Raw genomic sequence first — 17,706 nt, 5'->3', positions numbered from 1 at the left:
CGGCCGCCGGGCGGAGACCCGGCGTCAGAACGTCGGCGAACGTCCCTCGAACGGCGTAGAGAGCACCACCGTGGTCCTCGTCGACACCTTCGCGGCCTCCCGGATCCGGCGCAGCAGGTCCTCCAGGGCCAGCGGCGACTGGACGCGCACCAGCAGGATGTAGGACTCGTCGCCGGCCACGGAGTAGCACGACTCGATCTCCTTGATGTGCTGGATCCGCTGCGGGTAGTCGTCCGGCGCCCCCGGGTCGTTCGGCGTCAGCGAGATGAGCGCCGTCAGGGGCAGCCCGATCTGCTCGCCGTCGAGCCGCGTGGTGTAGCCGAGGATGACCCCGCGCTGCTCGAGGCGGCGCACCCGCTGGTGCACCGCCGACACCGACAGCCCGACCCGCTCGGCGAGGTCGGTGAAGCTGCGCCGCCCGTCGGCCGCGAGCTCCTGGACGATCGACTGGTCCAGCGGCTCCAGGCCGCCGGGTGTCATGCGTCCAGCACGACGAGCTCGTGCGGCTGGTTGTTGACGGACTCGACGCCGTCTCCGGTGACGATCACGATGTCCTCGATCCGGGCGCCCCACCGGCCCGGCTGGTAGATGCCCGGCTCGACGCTGAAGGCCATGCCCGGCTCCAGCCGCAGCGCGTTGCCGGCGATGATGTACGGCTCCTCGTGCACGTCCAAGCCGATGCCGTGGCCGGTGCGGTGGATGAAGTACTCGCCGAACCCGGCCTCGGCGATGACGTCGCGGGCGGCCGCGTCGACCGCCTCGGCCGTGACCCCCGGCTTGACCGCGGCCACCGCGGCGGCCTGGGCCCGCTGCAGCACCGCGTACGTCTCGGCGACGTCGGCGTCCCGCGGCGTGCCGACCGCGTAGGTGCGGGTGGAGTCGGAGTTGTAGCCGGCCGGCAGCGGGCCGCCGATGTCGACGACCACGACGTCACCCTTCTCGATGACGCGGCCGGAGACGTCGTGGTGCGGGCTCGCCCCGTTCGGGCCGGACCCGACGATCACGAAGTCGGCCTGGACGTGGCCCTCCTCGACGATGGCCGCGGCGATGTCGGCGCCGACCTCCGCCTCGGTGCGGCCGGGCCGCAGCCACTCGTGGACCCGGGCGTGCACCCGGTCGATGGCCGCGCCGGCGTCCCGCAGCGACGCGATCTCCGCGGCGTCCTTGCGCATCCGCAGCTCCCGCACCACCGGCCCGGCGAGGGTCTGCTCGGCCGCGCCGAGCGCGGTCCGCAGGGCCAGGACGTGCAGGGCCGGGGTGAAGTCGCTGACCGCGACGCGGCCGGGCTTGCCCAGCCGGTCCGCGACGAGGGCGTACGGGTCGTCGCCGTCCACCCAGGTGAGCAGCTCGACGCCGAGCTCGTCGGCCGGGACGTCGGCGTAACCGGGCGCCTCCAGCTTCGGCACGACCAGCGCGGGCGTGCCGTCGGCCGGGACGACGAGGGTGGTGAGGCGCTCGAACGAACCGCCGGCCTGGCCGATGAGGTAGCGCAGGTCGGAGCCGGGCGCGATCAGCAGGGCATCGGTGTCCGCGGCGGCCGCGGCGGCGCGGGCGCGGTCCAGCCGGGCGCGAAGGGCAGCGGCGTCGGGGGCGGGCGTGTGGAGGGAACGGCGCGACATGAGGCCGAGCCTAGTGGGCCGGGCCAGGCGGTCCACCCGCCCGGGCCCACGACATGCCGGTCCGGGTGACACGGCTCCCCACTCCCCCGGCCGTCCCAGCCGTGAATGGCACATCGAGGAAACTCGAGTTTCCTCGATGTGCCATTCACGGACTCCCGGGCACCGCTGCGGCGGCCGCGTGCGCGTGGCAGGCCCCGGGCGCGCGCCCGGCGTGGCAGGCTGTGCGGGTGACCGGACCCCTTGCCCTGCTCGACTCCGCGAGCCTGTACTTCCGTTCGTTCTTCGCCCTGCCCGACTCGATGCGCGCCGCCGACGGGACGCAGGTCAACGCCGTGCGCGGGTTCGCCGACACGATCGCGCGGATCCTCACCGACCGGCACCCGGCCCGGCTCGTGTGCTGCCTCGACGCGGACTGGCGGCCGAAGTTCCGCACCGACCTGCTGCCCAGCTACAAGGCGCACCGGGTGGCCGAAGAGACCGACAGCGGCAACCCCGACGTCGAAGAGGTGCCCGACACCCTCACGCCGCAGGTGCCGATCATCCTCGACCTGCTGGAGGCGTTCGGGTTCGCCACCGCGGAGGCGGCCGGCTACGAGGCCGACGACGTCATCGGCGCGCTCGCCACCCGCGAGAAGAAGGACCCGGTCGAGGTGATCACCGGGGACCGGGACCTGTTCCAGCTGGTGCGCACCGAGCCGACCCCGACGTCGGTGATCTACGTCGGCAAGGGCTGGGCCAAGGCCGAGGTGCTCGGCCCGGCCGAGATCGCCGAGCGCTACAGCCTCCCCCGCGAGACGGCCGGCCCGGCGTACGCGGACATGTCCATGATGCGCGGCGACCCCTCCGACGGGCTGCCCGGCGTCGCCGGCATCGGCGAGAAGACCGCGGCCAAGCTGATCACCCAGTTCGGCTCGCTCGACGCGCTCCTGGAGGCATCGGCCGCGAGCGATCCCCGCGTCCCGCTCAAGACGCGGCTGCGCCTGTCCGACGCGGCCGACTACCTCGCCGTCGCGCCGACCGTGGTCCGGGTAGCCGTCGACGCGCCGGTGGAGCAGTCCCGCCCCGACACCGTCCCCGCGACGCCCGCCGACCCGGACCGCGTCGCCGAGCTGGCCGAGCGGTGGAACCTCGGCAACTCGGTCGAGCGGCTCCTCAAGGCCCTCCCCGGCTCCTAGTCAGAAGAAAGTGCCGCACCACGGCGCGGCGACGGTGGTGAACAGCTCGTCGGCGCGGGCCGCCGCGGCCGGGTCGCGGACCTCGATCCGGCCGGCCTGCGCCAGCCCCGTCGCGCTCCACTGCCCGAGGTAGAGCATGCCGAGGGTGTCGACGTCGAGGGCCAGGTCCGCGGCGGCGTCCGTGCGGCTCGCCCCCTCGGGGGTGACCTCGTAGTGCCCGGTGTTGGCCGGCAGCATGCGGTCGGTCACCGCCAGCACGACCGGATCGGCCGCCCGATAGGTGCGGGTGGCGAGCGCGGCCGCGACGTCGACCGGCCGCAGCCACAGGTCGTCGTCGACGTCGGTGGTCTGGGCGTGCCGGTGGTCGGCCAGCATCAGGGCCAGCGGCTCGTCGACCGGGCGGTAGCGGGCGCGCACCCCGGAGACGAGGTCGATCGACAGCAGGAACCGCCAGAGCGCCGCCCGCGCGACCGGGTCGGCGGTGTGCAGCTCCCGGACCTTCAGCACGGCTCCTTCGTTCGGCGACTCCAGCGTGCGGCGGTCCACCGTGTCGTACACGACGAACCCGTCGTCGCCGTCGGGTCCACTGTGGACGGCCGCGACGTAGCTGCCCGTCGGGCCGACGAGGCGGTCGTGCGCGATCGGCCACCACTCGGCGGGCCGGCCGATCATCCCGGCCCGGTGCAGCCCGATCCGCTGGTACAGCCCCGGAATCTCCTTCACGGCTTCCTCGGGCGTGAGCATCCGGACGTCACCGGCCGCCGGCACGCGGTCGTGGAGCCGGGCCGCGGGCCTGGGCAGCCACACGGTCTTGCCGAGCGCGGCCGAGCCGTAGCCGAACCGGCCGTAGATGGTCGGTTCACTGGCGTGCAGGGCGGCCAGCGGGATTCCGCGCGCGACGAAGTCCTCGAGCTGCACCGCCATCATCGCGGTGAGGACCCCGCGGCGGGTGCGGTCGGCACGGACCCCGACGCCGTCGACCGCTCCCATCGGCAGGACAGCGCCGCCGGGTACCGCGATCTCGGTGTCGAACGAGCTGGTGATCCCGATCGGGGTACCGCGGTCGTACGCGCCGAACTTGTGCGCCGCGGGCCAGGAATCCCCGTACTGGGACCAGGACTCGTCGCTGATCCGGTTGGTGTGCAGCGAGCGGCCCAGCAGGTCGAGGGTGCCGCGGCGCTCGTCCTCGGTCACCGGGCGGACGTCGAAGTCTTTCATGGCACCGATCCTGCCGTCCGGCCCCGCCCGGGGCATCCCGTTTTCCGGCGGCCGCTCAGAAGTGCGTGCCGCTCCACGCCGCCACCCGCGTCCCGAAGAGCACGTCGGCGTTTGCCGCGGCATCCGGGTCACGCACCTCGATCCGGCCCGCGCCGGCCAGCGCGGACGGCCGCCACGTGCCGAAGTAGACCATCGCGAGGGTGGCGGCATCGAGGCGGAGCGCCGCCGGCTCGTCGGTGCGCTCGGCACCGCCGGGGGTGACCCGGTAGGCACCGCTGTTGGCCGGCAGCAGCGGATCGGTGACCTCGACGACGACCGGCGCGGCGGTGCCGTACTCGCGGGCGGCCAGCGCCGCCGGGACGTCGACGAGCCGCACCCAGTGCTCGTCGCCGATCCGCTCGACGGTGCTGCGGCGGTGGTCGGCGAGGATCAGCTCAATCGGCTCGTCGAGCGGGCGGGCCTCCGCGACGATCCGGTCGACCAGGTCGATGCCCAGCAGGAACCGCCACAGCCCGGCGAACGCGGCCGGCGTGCCCGCGAACAGGTCCACCAGGTGCAGGCTCTTCGTCCACGGGTGCACCTGCAGACCATCGACGAAGTAGGTCGCGTAGCCGTCCGGCCCGTCCGGGCCGTGGTGCACGGCGGTCTTGACGGACTGGGGGTTGCGGCGGGCCTGGTTCTCGTAGAGCCGCCACAGCACCTCCGGCCGGGACATCATCCCGGGCCGCCCCGCCAAGCTCTCGTAGACGCCAGGACAGACCTCCAGGGCCTCGTCCAGCTCCAGCAGCCGGACCTCCCCCGCGGCCGGCACGTCCGGACGCAGCAGCGCGCGGTACCGCTCGACGCTGTAGGTGCGGTACCGCAGGGCCAGCCCGTAGCCGAACCGGCCGTAGATCGGCGCCTCCGAGGCGAGCAGGCTCGCGAGCACGACACCGCGCGCCGCGAAGTCCTCCAGCTGCGTCGTCATCAACGCCCGCAGCACGCCCCGCCGCGTCCGGTCCGCGCGGACCCCCACCCCGGTCACGCCGGCCATCGGCACCCGTGCGCCGCCCGGGACCGTCATCTCCGCGTCGAACGACCGCGCGGTGCCGATGAGAGCCGAGTCGAACGCCCCGATCGTCCCGCCCGGCTGGTACGCGCGGGCCGCGCGCTCCCAGTCGGCGTCGTCGCTCGGCGGAACGTGCAGGCTCGCGCGGAACAGGTCACTCGCCCCGCGGAGCTCGTCGGCCTTCAGCGTCCGGATCTCGAAGTCGCTCATCCCCGGATCATCTCCGGAAACGACGAAGTCCGGCCACCGCAATTTCCCGCGGCGACCGGACCTCGTGCGCACAGCTACTTCGTGGCGGGCGGGGAAACCTCGTAGTTTCCGCCGTCACCCTTCACCGTGATGGGGATCTGCTGCGGCTTGCCCGCGATGGTCGCGGTGCACTCGAACTTCGCGCCGTCCTCGACCTTCTGCTCGGCCGGGCACGTCACGCCGGTGACACCGTCGATCTTGTAGGTCTCGGTGAGCAGCTTCTGCACGTCGGTCTGCATCTGGGTGTTGTTGAAGACCTGCGTCTTGAAGAACCCGGGCGCCACGAAACCGAGGACGCCGACCACGGCCACCACCACGACCAGCACGATGACGCCGATCAGCAGGCCCTTCTTCGACTTCGCCGGCTGCTGCTCCCCCTCCGGCGCGCCCTGGCCGGGGAACTGCTGCTGCTGGCCGTAGTCGTACTGGCCCTGCGGCGGCTGCTGGCCGTACTGCGGCTGCTGCTGGGGCCCGCTCTGCGGGTACGCCCCGCCGGGCTGCTGCCCGTACTGCGGCTGGGCCTGCGGGCCGCTCTGCGGGTAACCACCGCCCGGCTGCTGCCCGTAGGGCGGCGGCTGCTGGCCCCACTGCGGCTGCTGCGGCGGCGTGTACCCCCCGGGCTGCTGGCCGCCGTAGGGCGGCTGCTGCTGGGGCTGACCACCCCACTGCTGCTGGTTCGGGTCGTACGAAGGCGGCTGCTGTCCCCACTGCGGCTGCTCCTGCGGGCCGCTCGGGGGGTACGCGCCGCCCGGCTGCTGCCCGTACTGGGGCTGCTGTGGGTCGTTGCCGCCATACGGCGTGCTCATCTTCTGCCTCCGCCTGCTTCGCTCATCTCGCTGTCCACCCCGAAACCGCCGTAAAGCCGCGTACATACGGTCTTGCAGGCGATCCAACCACAGGTCGGACCCGAGCACACGTGTCCACGCCCACCGCCTGCTCCGTCCGGACCACCCCTACTGTGCTGGTCGTCACTGATCCGACCCCAGCCACGGCCGATAGCTTCGCGGCAACGGTTGCGTGACGCTCGGGGGGGGGGGCGGCCTGCTTCCGGCCGGATCAGTAACACGGAGTTCACGCGGCACCCGCGGCGACGACACCCCGCCGCAGCGCCTTGACCGCCTCGGCCGCCGCCGCACCCACCGGATCGCCCTTGCCGAGCACGTCGCGGATCTGGTCGAGCAGATCGATCACCTGACGCGACCAGCGCACGAAGTCCCCCGCCGACAGCTCCTGCCCGTTCGCCTCGGCCGCCGTGAGCACCTTCTCCAGCGACTCGCCGCGCGCCCAGCGGTAGACCGGCCACGCGAAGCCCGCGTCGGGCTCCCGGGTGCGGTCGAGCCGGTGCCGCCGCTCGTCCTCGGTGAGCTCCACCCACAGCTTCGCCGTCTCCTGCCACGCCTCGGGCACCGCACCGCCGGGCAGCCGCGGCTCCCCGGCGGTGTCCCGGCGAGCCTCGAAGACCAGCGTGGAGACGACCGCGGCCAGCTCGGCCGGCTCGAGCCCACGCCACACGCCGTGGCGGATGCACTCCGCGGCCAGCAGATCGGACTCGCTGTAGAGCCGGGTCAGGCGCCGGCCGTGCTCGGTGACGCGGTCCTCGCCGTCACCCGCCGACTCCGGCCCCAGATAACCGCGCTCGCCGAGCAGCGCCAGGATCCGGTCGAACGCCCGCGCCAGCGAGTGGGTCGTCGCCGCGACCTTCCGCTCCAGCTGCTGGGTCTCCGTCGCGAGCCGCTCGTACCGCTCGACCCAGCGCAGGTTCGCCTCGCGCTCGGCCAGCCCGTGGCACGGATGCGCCCGCAGCGCCCGCCGCAGCGCCGCCAGCTCGCCGTCCTCGTTCGCCCCCGACCGCCGCTTCTGCCTGCCGGGCAACGAAATCCCGGCGTCGCGCAGCGTCGAAGCGATGTCCCGGCGCGTCTTCGGCGACCGCAGCTCGATGTGCTTGGGCAGCTTGATCCGCCCCAGCACATCGACCGGCGCCGGGAAGTCGGCCACCGACAACGGCCCCGACCACCGGTCCTCGGTCACCACGACCGGACGCGGCTCCCGGATCGGGTCGAGCCCCGGGTCGACGACCACGGCCAGCCCCGCCCGCCGGCCCGCCGGCACCGCGATCACGTCACCCTTCCGGAGCTTCTCCAGCGACTCCGCGGTCCCGGCCCGGCGCACGGCGGTGTTCTGCCGCGACAACGCCTTCTCCCGCGCCGAAATCTTCGACCGCAGCTCCACGTACTCGAGCACCTCGTCGAACTCCCCGGTCACCGCGGCCGCGTAGCCCTTCAGGGCCTCCTTGTTCCGCTCGATCCGGCGCGCCAGGCCGACCACCGACCGGTCGGCCTGGAACTGCGCGAACGACTGTTCCAGCAGCTCACGAGCCTCCGACGCCCCGACCTGGGCGACCAGGTTCACCGCCATGTTGTAGCCGGGCCGGAACGACGACCGCAGCGGGTAGGTCCGCGTCGAAGCCAGCCCGGCGACCTGCTTCGGGTCGACCCCCGGCTGCCACGCCACCACGGCGTGCCCCTCGACGTCGATGCCGCGCCGCCCGGCCCGGCCGGTCAGCTGGGTGTACTCCCCCGGCGTCAGGTCGACGTGCGCCTCGCCGTTGTACTTGACCAGCCGTTCCAGCACCACGGTCCGCGCCGGCATGTTGATCCCGAGCGCGAGCGTCTCGGTGGCGAACACGACCTTCACCAGACCGCGGACGAACAGCTCCTCGACGGTCTCCTTGAACGCCGGCAGCAACCCGGCGTGGTGCCCGGCGATCCCGCGCTCGAGGGCCTCCCGCCACTCCCAGTAGCCGAGCACGCCCAGGTCGCCCTCGGGCAGCTCGGACGTGCGCTCCTCGATGATCCGGCGGATCTCGTCGACCTCGCCCGGCCCGTTGAGCCGCAGCCCCGACCGCACGCACTGACCCACCGCGGCGTCACAGCCGGCCCGGGAGAAGATGAACACGATCGCCGGCAGCAGCCCCGCCCGGTCCAGCTGCTCGGCGACCTCCACCCGCGACGGCGGCCGGAACCGCGGCATCCGCGACGGCCCGCCCCGCCGCCCGCGCTGCCCCCGGAACCCGGCCGGCGCGTACTGGCGGCCGATCTCCTCGGTGCGGCGCAGCAGAGTCGGGTTGATCCGCAGCTCGGCCCCCGGCGCGTGGACGTCGTCCCCGGCGAACAGGTCGAGCAGCCGGTTCCCGACGAGCATGTGCTGCCAGAGCGGCACCGGCCGGTGCTCGTCGACGACGACGGCCGTGTCGCCGCGGACCTCGACCAGCCACTCGCCGAACTCCTCGGCGTTGCTGACCGTGGCCGACAGCCCGACCACGCGGACGTGCTCCGGCAGGTGCAGGATCACCTCTTCCCACACCGCCCCGCGGAACCGGTCGGCCAGGTAGTGGACCTCGTCCATGACCACGTAGCCGAGGTCGGTGATCGTGGAGGAGCCGGCGTAGAGCATGTTGCGCAGCACCTCGGTGGTCATCACGACCACCTGCGCGCTGCCGTTGATCGACGTGTCGCCGGTCAGCAGGCCGACGGCGTCCGGGCCGTACCGGGCGACGAGGTCGCCGTACTTCTGGTTCGACAGCGCCTTGATCGGCGTGGTGTAGAAGCACTTGCGGCCTTCGGCCAGCGCCAGGTGCACGGCGAACTCGCCGACGATGGTCTTGCCGGCCCCGGTCGGCGCGCAGACGAGCACGCCGTGACCGCCCTCGAGGGCTTCGCACCCACGGATCTGGAAGTCGTCGAACTCGAAGGATGATTCCGCGGCGAAGCGCGTCAGCTGGGGGTACTTCCCTCGACGCGAGGAGGCCGCATAGGCCTCGGCCGGGGACTGAGAAGGGCTACTGGCCACCTCGTCAGGGTTTCACATCCCCCCGGCAGTCCGCACGCGGCGTGACCGACGGCCGTCCGTGCTTCTTTTTCGATCGAGTGACCCGGCGCGATGATCTTCGCCGTCGGCCGACGTATAGGACGTTATACACATTGGTGACGGGGAACCGGGGTGGGTACGGCGGCGTCGGAGGCTGCATGACCGAACCGTGTCCGAGCTGCGGACAGCTGGACCACGTGCAGCATGTGCCCGCCGTCTACCACGGCGGGCACTCGTTCTACCGCGGTCAGGGTCCGCTGGTCGCGGTGCCGGCCGGGGATGGTGTGGTCTACGCGAGCAGCCAGGTCAGCGGGGTTTCGGTGTCCGCGGTGGCGCGGTCGCTGGACCCCTTCCCTCCCCCGCGCCGCGGTGGCGGGCTGCTGACGGCGGTGATCTTGCTGGTGCTGGTGGGGAGCTGTTTCCTGCTGCTGCCGTTGTCGGCGGCCGACGATCCGCCGCCCGGCGGCCCCGCGTCCCAGGCGCTGGGGGTCGCGCTGATCTCGTTGCCGTCGTTGTGCGTGTTCGTCGCGGCCGGGGTGCTGGTGTGGCTCTACGTGCGCCGGGTCCGGGCGCACCGGCGTCAGCGGCGGGGGGTGCCTGCGGCGCAGCAGGTGTGGGAGCAGGGCTGGTTCTGCCACCGTTGCGGCGGGGTGTACTTCACCGAAGCGGGGCAGCTGCTGACGCCGGCGCACTTCCGGCAGCTGGTCGCGCGGGCCGGCGGCTACGAGCGTTAGGCCAGGACCGTGAGCGCGCCCGGGACGCAGGTGACCGTCACCGGCACGGTCCCCTGCGGCTCGCCGTCGGCGTAGGCGGGCCAGCTGTTGCCGGTCAGCGAGACCGAGCGGGCGCGCAGCGTCCGGACCGCCGGGTGCGTGAGGTGCTTGCCCGTCCGCAGGCCCGGCAGCATGCGGATGAGACCGCGGCGGGTCACGTGCCCCACCACCGTCACGTCGAAGACGCCGTCCTCGGGGTCCGCCGTCGGGCAGACCGGGACGCCGCCGCCGTAGAAGCGGGTATTGCCGACCGCCACCAGGGTCGCGTCGAGCTCGAGGCGCTCGGTGCCCGTGTCGACCACCACCGGGCGGGAGCGGAACGCCGCCAGCTCGGCGAGGATCGCCAGGTCGTACCGGCGTGGCCCGGACGGCCAGCGCATCCGGTTGGCGCGTTCGTTGACGCTCGCGTCGAAGCCCGCGCACAGCACCGTCGCGAACCACGTGTCGCCGGCGCGGCCGAGGTCGATCCGCCGCCGGGCGCCCGAGCGCAGCGCCGCGACCAGCGCGTCGACGGCGGCCAGCGGCTCGCCGGGGACGCCGAGGGCGCGGGCGAAGTCGTTGCCGGTGCCCGCCGGGACCAGGCCGAGCGCGACGTCGTGGTTCGCGCAGAACTGGACGCCCTGGTGGGCGGCGCCGTCGCCGCCGAGCACGATCAGGACGTCGAGGCCCGCGTCGTGGGAGGTCCGCATCAGCGCGCGGGACTCTTCGACGGTGTTGGCGACCAGCACGTCGAGTCGGTCGACGGCGGAGCGCAGCCGCTCGGCGACGGTGTCCGCGACGCGGGCGGCCGCGCCGTGCCCCGAGGCCGGGTGCACGGCGAGCGCCGCGTGGATCCCCACTAGGTGATGTCGTCGGTCGACGAGCGGCCGCCGGACGCGGTCGGGGCGGACGGCTCGTCGTCGATCTTGCTCGGCGTGTACTCGAACGGGGCGGCCTCGTCGTCGTCGAGCTGGTCCCAGCCCTCGTCGGAGCGTTCCCGCTCCTTCTTGCGGTCGTGCAGGCGCGCGATCTGGATCGACAGCTCGAACAGCACCGTCAGCGCGCCCGCCAGGCCGAGCATCGAGAACGGGTCCGAGCCGGGGGTGACGAAGGCGGCGAAGACGAACAGCGCGAACACGATGCCGCGACGCCACTTCTTCAGCTGCCGGTACTTGACCACGCCGACGCGGTTGAGCATCACCACGAGCAGCGGGAGCTCGAAGCTGATCCCGAAGATGATCAGCAGCGACAACATGAAGGAGATGTACTTGTCCGCGGTCAGCGCGGTGACGAACTCATCCTGGCCGAAGCCCATGAGCAGTTCCAGCGCGTGCGGGAAGAGGATGTAGGCGAGCACGGCGCCGCCGGCGAACAGCACCGAGGCGAAGCCGACGAACGTCAGCGCGTACTTGCGTTCCTTGGAGTACAGGCCGGGCGCGATGAACGCCCAGATCTGGTAGAGCCAGCCCGGGGACAGCAGCACGGCACCCGCGGCGATACCGACCTTCAACTGCGTCATGAACGCTTCGAACGGCACGGTCTGCAGCAACCGGCAGCCCTGCTCGCCGTCGAGCCGGCGGCCGGCCGGGATGGCGCAGTAGGGGGCCTTGACGATCTCGCCGAGCGACGGGATCGGGCCCACCTTGGTGCTGAACCAGATGAAACCGAGGATGCCGCCGACGACGACGGCGAGCATCGCGAAACCGAGACGGCGGCGGAACTCGTAGATGTGCTCGATGAGCGTCATCGTGCCGTCGGGGTTCTTGCGCCGGCTGCGCTGGCGCCGCTTCGACCGGCGGTTGTCACCGTTTCCGGAGGCGGGTTCCGCCACGGGGTGTTCCGTTCTCGTCGGTGTCCGCCGGAGCGCGCCGGCTGGGGCGCGCTCCGTGGACCAGGGACCGGGTGTGACCTAGCCGCTCAGCTGGCGTTCTTCTGCGGCTGGTCGGCGGACTGCTGCTTCTTCAGCTTGTCGAGCTGCCGCTGGAGGTCGGCGACCTGCTGGTCGGTCGCGGCGGTCGCCGGCGGGGCGACGGGCGTGGCCGGGATCTGCTTGGTCTCGACGGGCTCGGCGTCCTCGGTCGAGGCGCTCTTGTCGCCCGCGAGGTCCTTGGTCTCGGCCTTGAAGATCTTCATGGACTTGCCGATCGACCGCGCCGCATCGGGAAGCCGCTTGGCCCCGAACAGCAGCACGACGAGCAGCACCAAGATGATCAAATGCCATCCTTGCAATCCGTTGGCGAACAAGATGGCCTCCTATCTGCGTCTGGTAGGGATGTTACTGGTTTTCCGGTTTCCGGCGGCGCTCCGCGAAAGCGACGCGCAGCGCTGCCGACCGGGCACGGATGAGCCCGGCCCGGTCCTGGGTGTTCGTAGCCACCATGCTTGCGGTCCGCTTGAAACCACGCAAGACCTTGGCGGTCCGCACCAGCAGGACGACGAGCAGCAGCAGACCGATCGCGGCGAGCACGACGGTGGGCAGGTACGGCACGTCGATCACCCTAGTGGTCGCAGGTTGACGGAAGGTGACGGGCTCGGGCCACCGCGTCGGCCGCGCGGCGTCCGACGTCCGACGCGAGCTCGGCCGGGCTCTCGACCAGCGCTTCCCCGCCCAGACCCAGCACGAGGCGCACCATCCAGGACTGGTCGGCGTAGCGCATCCGGATCCGCAGCCGGCCGCCGTCGAGCTCGTCCAGCTCCTCGCACGGGTAGTACTCGGCTACCCAGCGTGCGTCCGGGTCGAGGACCAGCACCGCCTCCCGCTGGTCGGGACGCTCGCGGAAGACACCCTCGGAAATATCGGTGGGGTGGGCGTGCGCGGGCGGGCGCGAAGGCTCGTCGAGGACCGCCAGGTCGTCGATCCGGTCGAGCCGGAACAGCCGGACGCCCTCGGCGCGGCGGCACCAGGCCTCGAGGTAGCCGACCGCCTGCACGATCAGCAGCCGCATCGGGTCGACCGTGCGCTCGGTGATCTGGTCCTTGGACGCGGTGTAGTAGCGGATCCGCATCGCCCGCCCGTCCCGCAGCGCCCGGGCGACCTCTTCGCGGGTGTGCGCGGTCTTCTTGCCCTCGCGCACCCCGCCGCCGACGACCACGCCGGCGGGCTGGGCCTGCCCGGCCGCGGACTCGATCTTGGCGATGGACCGGCGGACGGCGTCGCCGTCGACCACGCCGGGGGTCTCCCCCAGCGCCCGCAGCGCCACCAGCAGCGCCGTGGCCTCGCCGCCGGTGAGCCGCAGCGGGCGGTTCATCCCGGCGTCGTGGGTCACGACGATCGTGTCGCCCTCGAAGGACAGGTCGATCAGGTCGCCGGGGCCGTAGCCGGGCAGCCCGCACATCCACAGCAGCTCGAGGTCCTTGCGCAGCTGCTTCGGCGTGACGTCGAAGTCCTGCGCCGCCTCGTCGACGCGGATGCCGGGGCGCGCCAGCAGGTAGGGCACCAGTGCCAGCAGCCGCGGCATCCGGTCGGTGGACCCGCTCACCGGCCGCTCCCCTGCCGGGCCACGACGGCTTCGAGCCGGTCCTGGACGGTCTTGGCCAGCACGTCGGGTTCGAGCACGACGACGTCGGGGCCCTGCGCGGTGATCCAGTCGGCCGCCGACTCCGGGAAGTAGAGCCCGATCTCGACGAGGTCGCCCTCTTCGCCGTCGATCGCGCACCGGCCCAGGACGGTGCCGCGGCGGCGGACCCCGGCGGCGCGGCCGTCGGCGACCCAGAGCCGGGCGGTGGTGACCGGCGCGGGCTCGGCGCTCCCGCTGGTGGCCGACACCAGCTGCAACAGGTTGACGCCGTCGGGCCGCCGGACCGCACCGGGCTTGCCCACCGGGCGCACCTGGCCGGTCACGCGGGAGAGGCGGAAGCAGCGGGTGGCGCCGCGGTCGCGGTCGTGCCCGACGACGTACCAGCGGGCCTTCCACGAGACCACGCCCCACGGCTCGAGGGTCCGCATGATCCGCTCGGGCGAGCCGCTGCGGCGGTACTCGAAGCCCACGGCCTGGCCGTTCTGCACCGCGGCCAGCAGCGGCCCGAACGCGGGTTCGGCGCGCACGCGCGGCTCGACGACGGTGGGTGCCTGGTCGTCCACCTCCAGGCCGGCGGCACGCAGCTTCACCATCGCGCCCTGCGCCTGCCCGGTCAGCTCCGGCGAGTCCCACAGCCGGGACGCGAGCGCGACGGCGGCGGCCTCGTCGGGGGCCAGGTCGATTTCGCCGAGCTCGTAGTCGCGGCGGGCGATGCGGTAGCCCTCGATGGCGTCGAAGGCGGAGTTGCGGCCGGTCTCCAGGGGGATGCCGAGCTCGCGCAGCTCGGTCTTGTCCCGTTCGAACATCCGGAAGTAGGCGTCGTCGCTGGCCGCGTCGCCGTATCCGGGCACGATGCCGCGAATCCGCTCGGCGGTGAGGTACTGCCGGGTGGACAGGAGGGCCAGTACCAGATTGACCAGCCGTTCGGCGCGTGCGGTGGACACCCGGTAGAGCCTAGCCCGCGCCGCCCGGCCCGATCGTGAGGTCCGGGGTGCGCGCGTCGTAATCGGTCCTGGCGGCGTCCACGGCGTCGAAGTTCGTCTCGGCCCAGCCCTTGAAGCCGGCCATCAGCGCGCGGAGGCTTTCCCCCAGCGGCGTAAGGGAATAGTCGACGCGCACGGGCACCGACGGGGTCACCTCGCGGCGCACCAGCCCGTCCCGTTCGAGCACCCGCAGGGTCTGGGTGAGCATCTTCTGGCTGACCCCGGCGATGCGCCGCGAAAGGTCGCTGTAGCGCTGCGGGCCGTCACCGAGCGCGACGAGGATGAGGCTGACCCACTTGCCGGCGATCTCGTCGAGGAGCTTCCGGGTGGGGCAGGCCGCGAGATAGGCGTCGTAGGCGGCCTTTTCGGCCTGCCGCCGCTGTTCCGCCGTGCGCGTGGGCACCGGGCGAACCTCCTGGTACGTGGGGAACCTGCGGGTGCGTACTTCCCGATGGAGAGTAGCTCCCCATACGTTCGTGGGGAAGATCCGGCCTCGCGAAGGAGACGAAGATGCGTGCGATGGTGGTCCGCCGGTTCGGCGGCCCGGAGGTCCTGGAGTCGATCGAGGTCCCGGCGCCGGAGCCGGGTCCCGGACAGGTGCTGATCCGCGTGACGGCGGCCGCGGTCAACCCGGTCGACCTCGCCACCCGGGCCGGGATCCTCACCGAGGCGGGGGTGATCCCGCCGCGGGAGGTGCTCGGCCTCGGCTGGGACGTCGCCGGTGTGGTCGAGGCCGGCTCCGGGTTCCGGGTGGGCGACGCCGTGATCGGCCTGCGCGACCGGATCGCCACGCCGCTGGGCGCCTACGCCGAGCAGATCGTGCTGGACGCCTCGGCTGTCGCCCCGGCACCCGTCTGCTTCTCCCCCGCCGAAGCCGCGACCTTGCCGCTCAACGCCCTCACCGCCGCCCAGGCGCTCGACCTCGTCGAAACCGGCGGAACCGTGCTGGTCACCGGCGCGGCGGGCGCGGTCGGCGGGCATGCGGTCGCCCTCGCGCACGCCCGGAAGCTGCACGTCGTCGCCGTCGCGTCCGAGGCCGACGAAGCCGCCGTCCGCGGCTTCGGGGCGGATCGGTTCGTGCCGCGCGGGCCTGCGCTGGGTGATCGCGTGCGAACCCTGGTCCCGGGTGGCGTCGACGCCGCTCTCGACCCCGCGCTGCTCGGCCTCGACGCTCTCGATGCCGTCCGCGGCGGCGGGGAGTTCGTCGCCTTCGCCGCCGGGGCCGCGCCGATTCCCCTGCGCGGGATCCGCGTACGCACCGTCTGGATCCGCGCCGACGGCGAACGGCTGGCCGGGCTCACCCGGGCCGGCGCGCTCCGCCCGCGCGTCGCGGACGTGCTGCCGCTCTCGCGGGCCGCCGAAGCCCACGAACGGCTGGCGGCGGGCGGGCTGCGCGGCCGTCTCGTGCTGACGCCGTGAGTTCTCCTTAGCCTGGGGGCATGGATGATCGTGTTCTCCTCATCACCGGTGCCTCCCGCGGCCTGGGTGCCGCGACCGCGCGGCTGGCCGCCGTGTCCGGTTTCCAGGTCGCCCTCGTGGCCCGCAAGGCCGAGTCCGTCGCGCCCCTGGCGGCCGAGCTCGGCGAAGACCGGGCGCTGGCGCTGGGCGCCGACGTCGCGGACTGGGCGGCCATCTCCGGCGCCGTCGCCGAAACCGTGCGGAAGTTCGGGCGGCTCGACGCGGCCTTCGCCAACGCCGGCATCGGCGTCGGGACGTCGTTCTTCGGCACCGACGACCCCGACCCCACGCGGTGGGAAGAGATGGTCCGCATCAACGTGCTCGGCGCGGCCTACACCGCCCGGGCGGCGCTGCCCGCGCTGGCGGAGTCGAAGGGGCACCTGCTGATCACCGGTTCGGTCGCCGGCCGCTATATCCGGAACGCGAGCCTGTACTCGGTGACGAAGTGGGCCGTGACCGGGATGGCCGGCGCGATCCGGGAGGAGGCCGTCGGCACCGGCGTGCGGGTGACGCTGATCAACCCCGGCATGACCGACACCGACATCCTCAGCGACGAGCAGCGGAAGAAGCCCAAGCTGGAGCCGGACGACATCGCCCGCGCCGTGCTCTACGCGCTGTCCCAGCCGCCTTCGGTGGACGTCAACGAGATCATGGTCCGCCCGGCCGGCCAGGTGCTCTAGCCCAGCCGGGCGACGCGCCCCTGGGCACCGGACGCCCAGCAGCTGCCCAGCGATGTGCAGTCCACGCTGTCGAAGCTGCCCGTGTCGAACGACGTCCAGTGCCGCCCACCGTCCGGGCTCAGGTCACTGCCGCCGGGGCCGACGGCGAGGACCGTGCCGCCGCGCCAGGCCAGCCCGGAGCGGTACCCGGCGGGGTAGTGCCCGGGGGTGCGCCAGGTGCGGCCGCGGTCGTTCGACAGCGCGACGGCGGGGCCGGGCGCCGTCGGCGCGGCGAAGTCCCCGCCGATCGCGACCCCCTGCCACGGGGTGCGGAAGGCAAGGGCGAACACGCCGGCCGACGGGCTGCTCGGCAACGGCGTGGCCGACGCCGTCCAGTGGCGGCCGCCGTCGCCGGAGTGCAGGACGCGGGCGGTCGCGCCGCCGCCGGTGGCCAGCCAGGCGTCGAACGGCCCGGCGGTGGTGATGCACTGCCCGCTGGCCGCGAACCCGGCCTCGCCGGGCAGCGCGGGCGGGAACCCGCTGTCGGGCACCTGGCGCCAGCTGCGGCCGCCGTCGAAGGTGGCCTGCACGCGGAAGCGGCCGTCGACGGGGTCGCTCATCGCGAGCCCGCGCCACGGGTCGAAGAAGGCCAGGCAGTCGTAGAAGGCGGCCGCCTCGGTGTTCTGGAAAGTCTGGCGCCAGTGCGCGCCGGCGTCGTCGGTCCGGTAGACGCGCGAGTCGGTGCCGGGACCGATGGACAGGATCACGGCGTGGTCGGCGTCGAAGGCCTCGATGTCGCGGAACTCGAGGGTGCCGGTCCCGGGCGGGCCGACGGACTTCCAGTTCGCCCCGCCGTCGGTGGTGCGCAGGACGGTGCCTTGGGTACCGCTGACCCACGCGACGCGGGCGCTGACGGCGGACAGGCCCCGGAACTGGGCGGTGACGCCGGTGGCGCTCAGCTCCCACTTCGGCAGGTGCCCTCCGGCCGACGCCGGAACAGCCAGCGCCACCAGAAGGCCAAGGACCAGAACCACCGCACGCAGCACACGCATGGGGCGATCCTGCCGCACCCGCCCGCCGACTTTCGTAGGGTCAAAAGCCGTGGAGGCCTCCTTACCGGCCATAATTTGCGGTATGGTGGGCTGCTCGGCGGTGGGCGA

18 protein-coding genes are annotated in these 17,706 nt (G+C 73.1%); 4 read left to right on the top strand and 14 right to left on the bottom strand.

The features are described from left to right. Positions 1-24 precede the first annotated feature (24 nt). Together AB0C38_RS40895 and AB0C38_RS40890 are read right to left on the bottom strand one after the other, a co-directional pair. Positions 25-480, bottom strand: a complete 456-nt coding sequence (locus AB0C38_RS40895; RefSeq protein WP_360683811.1) for an Lrp/AsnC family transcriptional regulator — start codon at positions 478-480, stop codon at positions 25-27. Next, positions 477-1,619, bottom strand: coding sequence for a Xaa-Pro peptidase family protein (locus tag AB0C38_RS40890; RefSeq protein WP_360683807.1), 1,143 nt, complete (start codon positions 1,617-1,619; stop codon positions 477-479). The genes AB0C38_RS40895 and AB0C38_RS40890 overlap by 4 nt, the downstream gene beginning before the upstream one ends. A 227-nt stretch (positions 1,620-1,846) precedes the next feature. Between AB0C38_RS40890 and AB0C38_RS40885 the strand changes: the two genes are divergently transcribed. Then, entirely contained in the window at positions 1,847-2,794 is a 948-nt protein-coding gene (locus AB0C38_RS40885; RefSeq protein WP_360683804.1) for a 5'-3' exonuclease, read from the top strand. Here the strand turns inward: AB0C38_RS40885 and AB0C38_RS40880 are convergent, their stop codons facing one another. The 4 genes from AB0C38_RS40880 to AB0C38_RS40865 all read right to left on the bottom strand — a co-directional run bounded on the left by AB0C38_RS40880 (position 2,795) and on the right by AB0C38_RS40865 (position 9,158). Then, the gene (locus AB0C38_RS40880) at positions 2,795-4,012 is read right to left on the bottom strand and encodes a GNAT family N-acetyltransferase (RefSeq protein WP_360683801.1); all 1,218 of its coding nucleotides are present in this window, start codon (positions 4,010-4,012) and stop codon (positions 2,795-2,797) included. Between the two features lie 55 nt (positions 4,013-4,067). Then, on the bottom strand, positions 4,068-5,270 hold the full coding sequence (locus AB0C38_RS40875) for a GNAT family N-acetyltransferase (protein WP_360683798.1): 1,203 nt from the start codon (positions 5,268-5,270) through the stop codon (positions 4,068-4,070). Positions 5,271-5,344: 74 nt separating this feature from the next. Next, positions 5,345-6,115, bottom strand: a complete 771-nt coding sequence (locus AB0C38_RS40870; protein WP_360683795.1) for a DUF4333 domain-containing protein — start codon at positions 6,113-6,115, stop codon at positions 5,345-5,347. 265 nt (positions 6,116-6,380) lie between these two features. Continuing rightward, entirely contained in the window at positions 6,381-9,158 is a 2,778-nt protein-coding gene (locus AB0C38_RS40865; protein WP_360683792.1) for a DEAD/DEAH box helicase, read from the bottom strand. A gap of 176 nt (positions 9,159-9,334) precedes the next feature. On the opposite strand from AB0C38_RS40865, the gene AB0C38_RS40860 reads away from it, so the two are divergent. Continuing rightward, positions 9,335-9,910 (top strand): hypothetical protein, encoded by a 576-nt coding sequence (locus tag AB0C38_RS40860; protein WP_360683789.1) that lies wholly within the window; start codon positions 9,335-9,337, stop codon positions 9,908-9,910. Here the strand turns inward: AB0C38_RS40860 and AB0C38_RS40855 are convergent. The 7 genes from AB0C38_RS40855 to AB0C38_RS40825 form a co-directional block, all read right to left on the bottom strand. Then, positions 9,907-10,788, bottom strand: a complete 882-nt coding sequence (locus AB0C38_RS40855; protein ID WP_360683786.1) for a YegS/Rv2252/BmrU family lipid kinase — start codon at positions 10,786-10,788, stop codon at positions 9,907-9,909. The two genes, AB0C38_RS40860 and AB0C38_RS40855, sit on opposite strands and share 4 nt — an antisense overlap. Further along, positions 10,788-11,759: a twin-arginine translocase subunit TatC gene (tatC, locus tag AB0C38_RS40850; protein WP_360683782.1), complete on the bottom strand. Its 972-nt coding sequence runs from the start codon at positions 11,757-11,759 to the stop codon at positions 10,788-10,790. The genes AB0C38_RS40855 and tatC overlap by 1 nt, the downstream gene beginning before the upstream one ends. Positions 11,760-11,845: 86 nt before the next feature. Next, positions 11,846-12,172 carry a Sec-independent protein translocase subunit TatA gene (gene tatA, locus AB0C38_RS40845; protein WP_360683779.1) on the bottom strand — a complete coding sequence of 109 codons (327 nt, stop codon included), beginning with the start codon at positions 12,170-12,172 and terminating at the stop codon, positions 11,846-11,848. Between the two features lie 31 nt (positions 12,173-12,203). Next, on the bottom strand, positions 12,204-12,416 hold the full coding sequence (locus tag AB0C38_RS40840) for a bacteriophage holin (RefSeq protein ID WP_360683776.1): 213 nt from the start codon (positions 12,414-12,416) through the stop codon (positions 12,204-12,206). Between the two features lie 10 nt (positions 12,417-12,426). Beyond that, a complete protein-coding gene (locus AB0C38_RS40835; protein ID WP_360683773.1) occupies positions 12,427-13,407 on the bottom strand; it encodes a WYL domain-containing protein in 981 nt (326 codons plus the stop codon). Further along, positions 13,404-14,390, bottom strand: coding sequence for a WYL domain-containing protein (locus AB0C38_RS40830; protein ID WP_360683770.1), 987 nt, complete (start codon positions 14,388-14,390; stop codon positions 13,404-13,406). Before AB0C38_RS40830 ends, AB0C38_RS40835 begins: the two co-directional genes overlap by 4 nt. 10 nt (positions 14,391-14,400) lie before the next feature. Continuing rightward, positions 14,401-14,832, bottom strand: coding sequence for a helix-turn-helix domain-containing protein (locus AB0C38_RS40825; RefSeq protein WP_360683766.1), 432 nt, complete (start codon positions 14,830-14,832; stop codon positions 14,401-14,403). Positions 14,833-14,939: 107 nt separating this feature from the next. On the opposite strand from AB0C38_RS40825, the gene AB0C38_RS40820 reads away from it, so the two are divergent. Continuing rightward, a complete protein-coding gene (locus AB0C38_RS40820; protein ID WP_360683763.1) occupies positions 14,940-15,848 on the top strand; it encodes an NADP-dependent oxidoreductase in 909 nt (302 codons plus the stop codon). 20 nt (positions 15,849-15,868) lie between these two features. Beyond that, the gene (locus tag AB0C38_RS40815) at positions 15,869-16,567 is read left to right on the top strand and encodes an SDR family oxidoreductase (RefSeq protein WP_360683760.1); all 699 of its coding nucleotides are present in this window, start codon (positions 15,869-15,871) and stop codon (positions 16,565-16,567) included. On the opposite strand, the gene AB0C38_RS40810 is transcribed toward AB0C38_RS40815, so the two are convergent. Beyond that, positions 16,564-17,589 (bottom strand): oxidoreductase, encoded by a 1,026-nt coding sequence (locus AB0C38_RS40810; RefSeq protein ID WP_360684073.1) that lies wholly within the window; start codon positions 17,587-17,589, stop codon positions 16,564-16,566. The genes AB0C38_RS40815 and AB0C38_RS40810 overlap by 4 nt on opposite strands. Between the last annotated feature and the right edge of the window lie 117 nt (positions 17,590-17,706).

Source organism: Amycolatopsis sp. NPDC048633 (assembly GCF_040650695.1).
Classification (GTDB): Bacteria; Actinomycetota; Actinomycetes; order Mycobacteriales; family Pseudonocardiaceae; genus Amycolatopsis.
The sequence above is the reverse complement of the archived record's forward strand: the minus strand, read 5'-3'. Positions and strand labels throughout refer to the sequence as shown.

Bases quoted from the DNA above. Each gene is read 5' to 3' on its own strand.
- AB0C38_RS40895 (WP_360683811.1), bottom strand. From the start codon at position 480: ATGACACCCGGCGGCCTGGAGCCGCTGGACCAGTCGATCGTCCAGGAG.
- AB0C38_RS40890 (WP_360683807.1), bottom strand. From the start codon at position 1,619: ATGTCGCGCCGTTCCCTCCACACGCCCGCCCCCGACGCCGCTGCCCTT.
- AB0C38_RS40880 (WP_360683801.1), bottom strand. From the start codon at position 4,012: ATGAAAGACTTCGACGTCCGCCCGGTGACCGAGGACGAGCGCCGCGGC.
- AB0C38_RS40875 (WP_360683798.1), bottom strand. From the start codon at position 5,270: ATGAGCGACTTCGAGATCCGGACGCTGAAGGCCGACGAGCTCCGCGGG.
- AB0C38_RS40870 (WP_360683795.1), bottom strand. From the start codon at position 6,115: ATGAGCACGCCGTATGGCGGCAACGACCCACAGCAGCCCCAGTACGGG.
- AB0C38_RS40860 (WP_360683789.1), top strand. From the start codon at position 9,335: ATGACCGAACCGTGTCCGAGCTGCGGACAGCTGGACCACGTGCAGCAT.
- AB0C38_RS40820 (WP_360683763.1), top strand. From the start codon at position 14,940: ATGCGTGCGATGGTGGTCCGCCGGTTCGGCGGCCCGGAGGTCCTGGAG.
- AB0C38_RS40815 (WP_360683760.1), top strand. From the start codon at position 15,869: ATGGATGATCGTGTTCTCCTCATCACCGGTGCCTCCCGCGGCCTGGGT.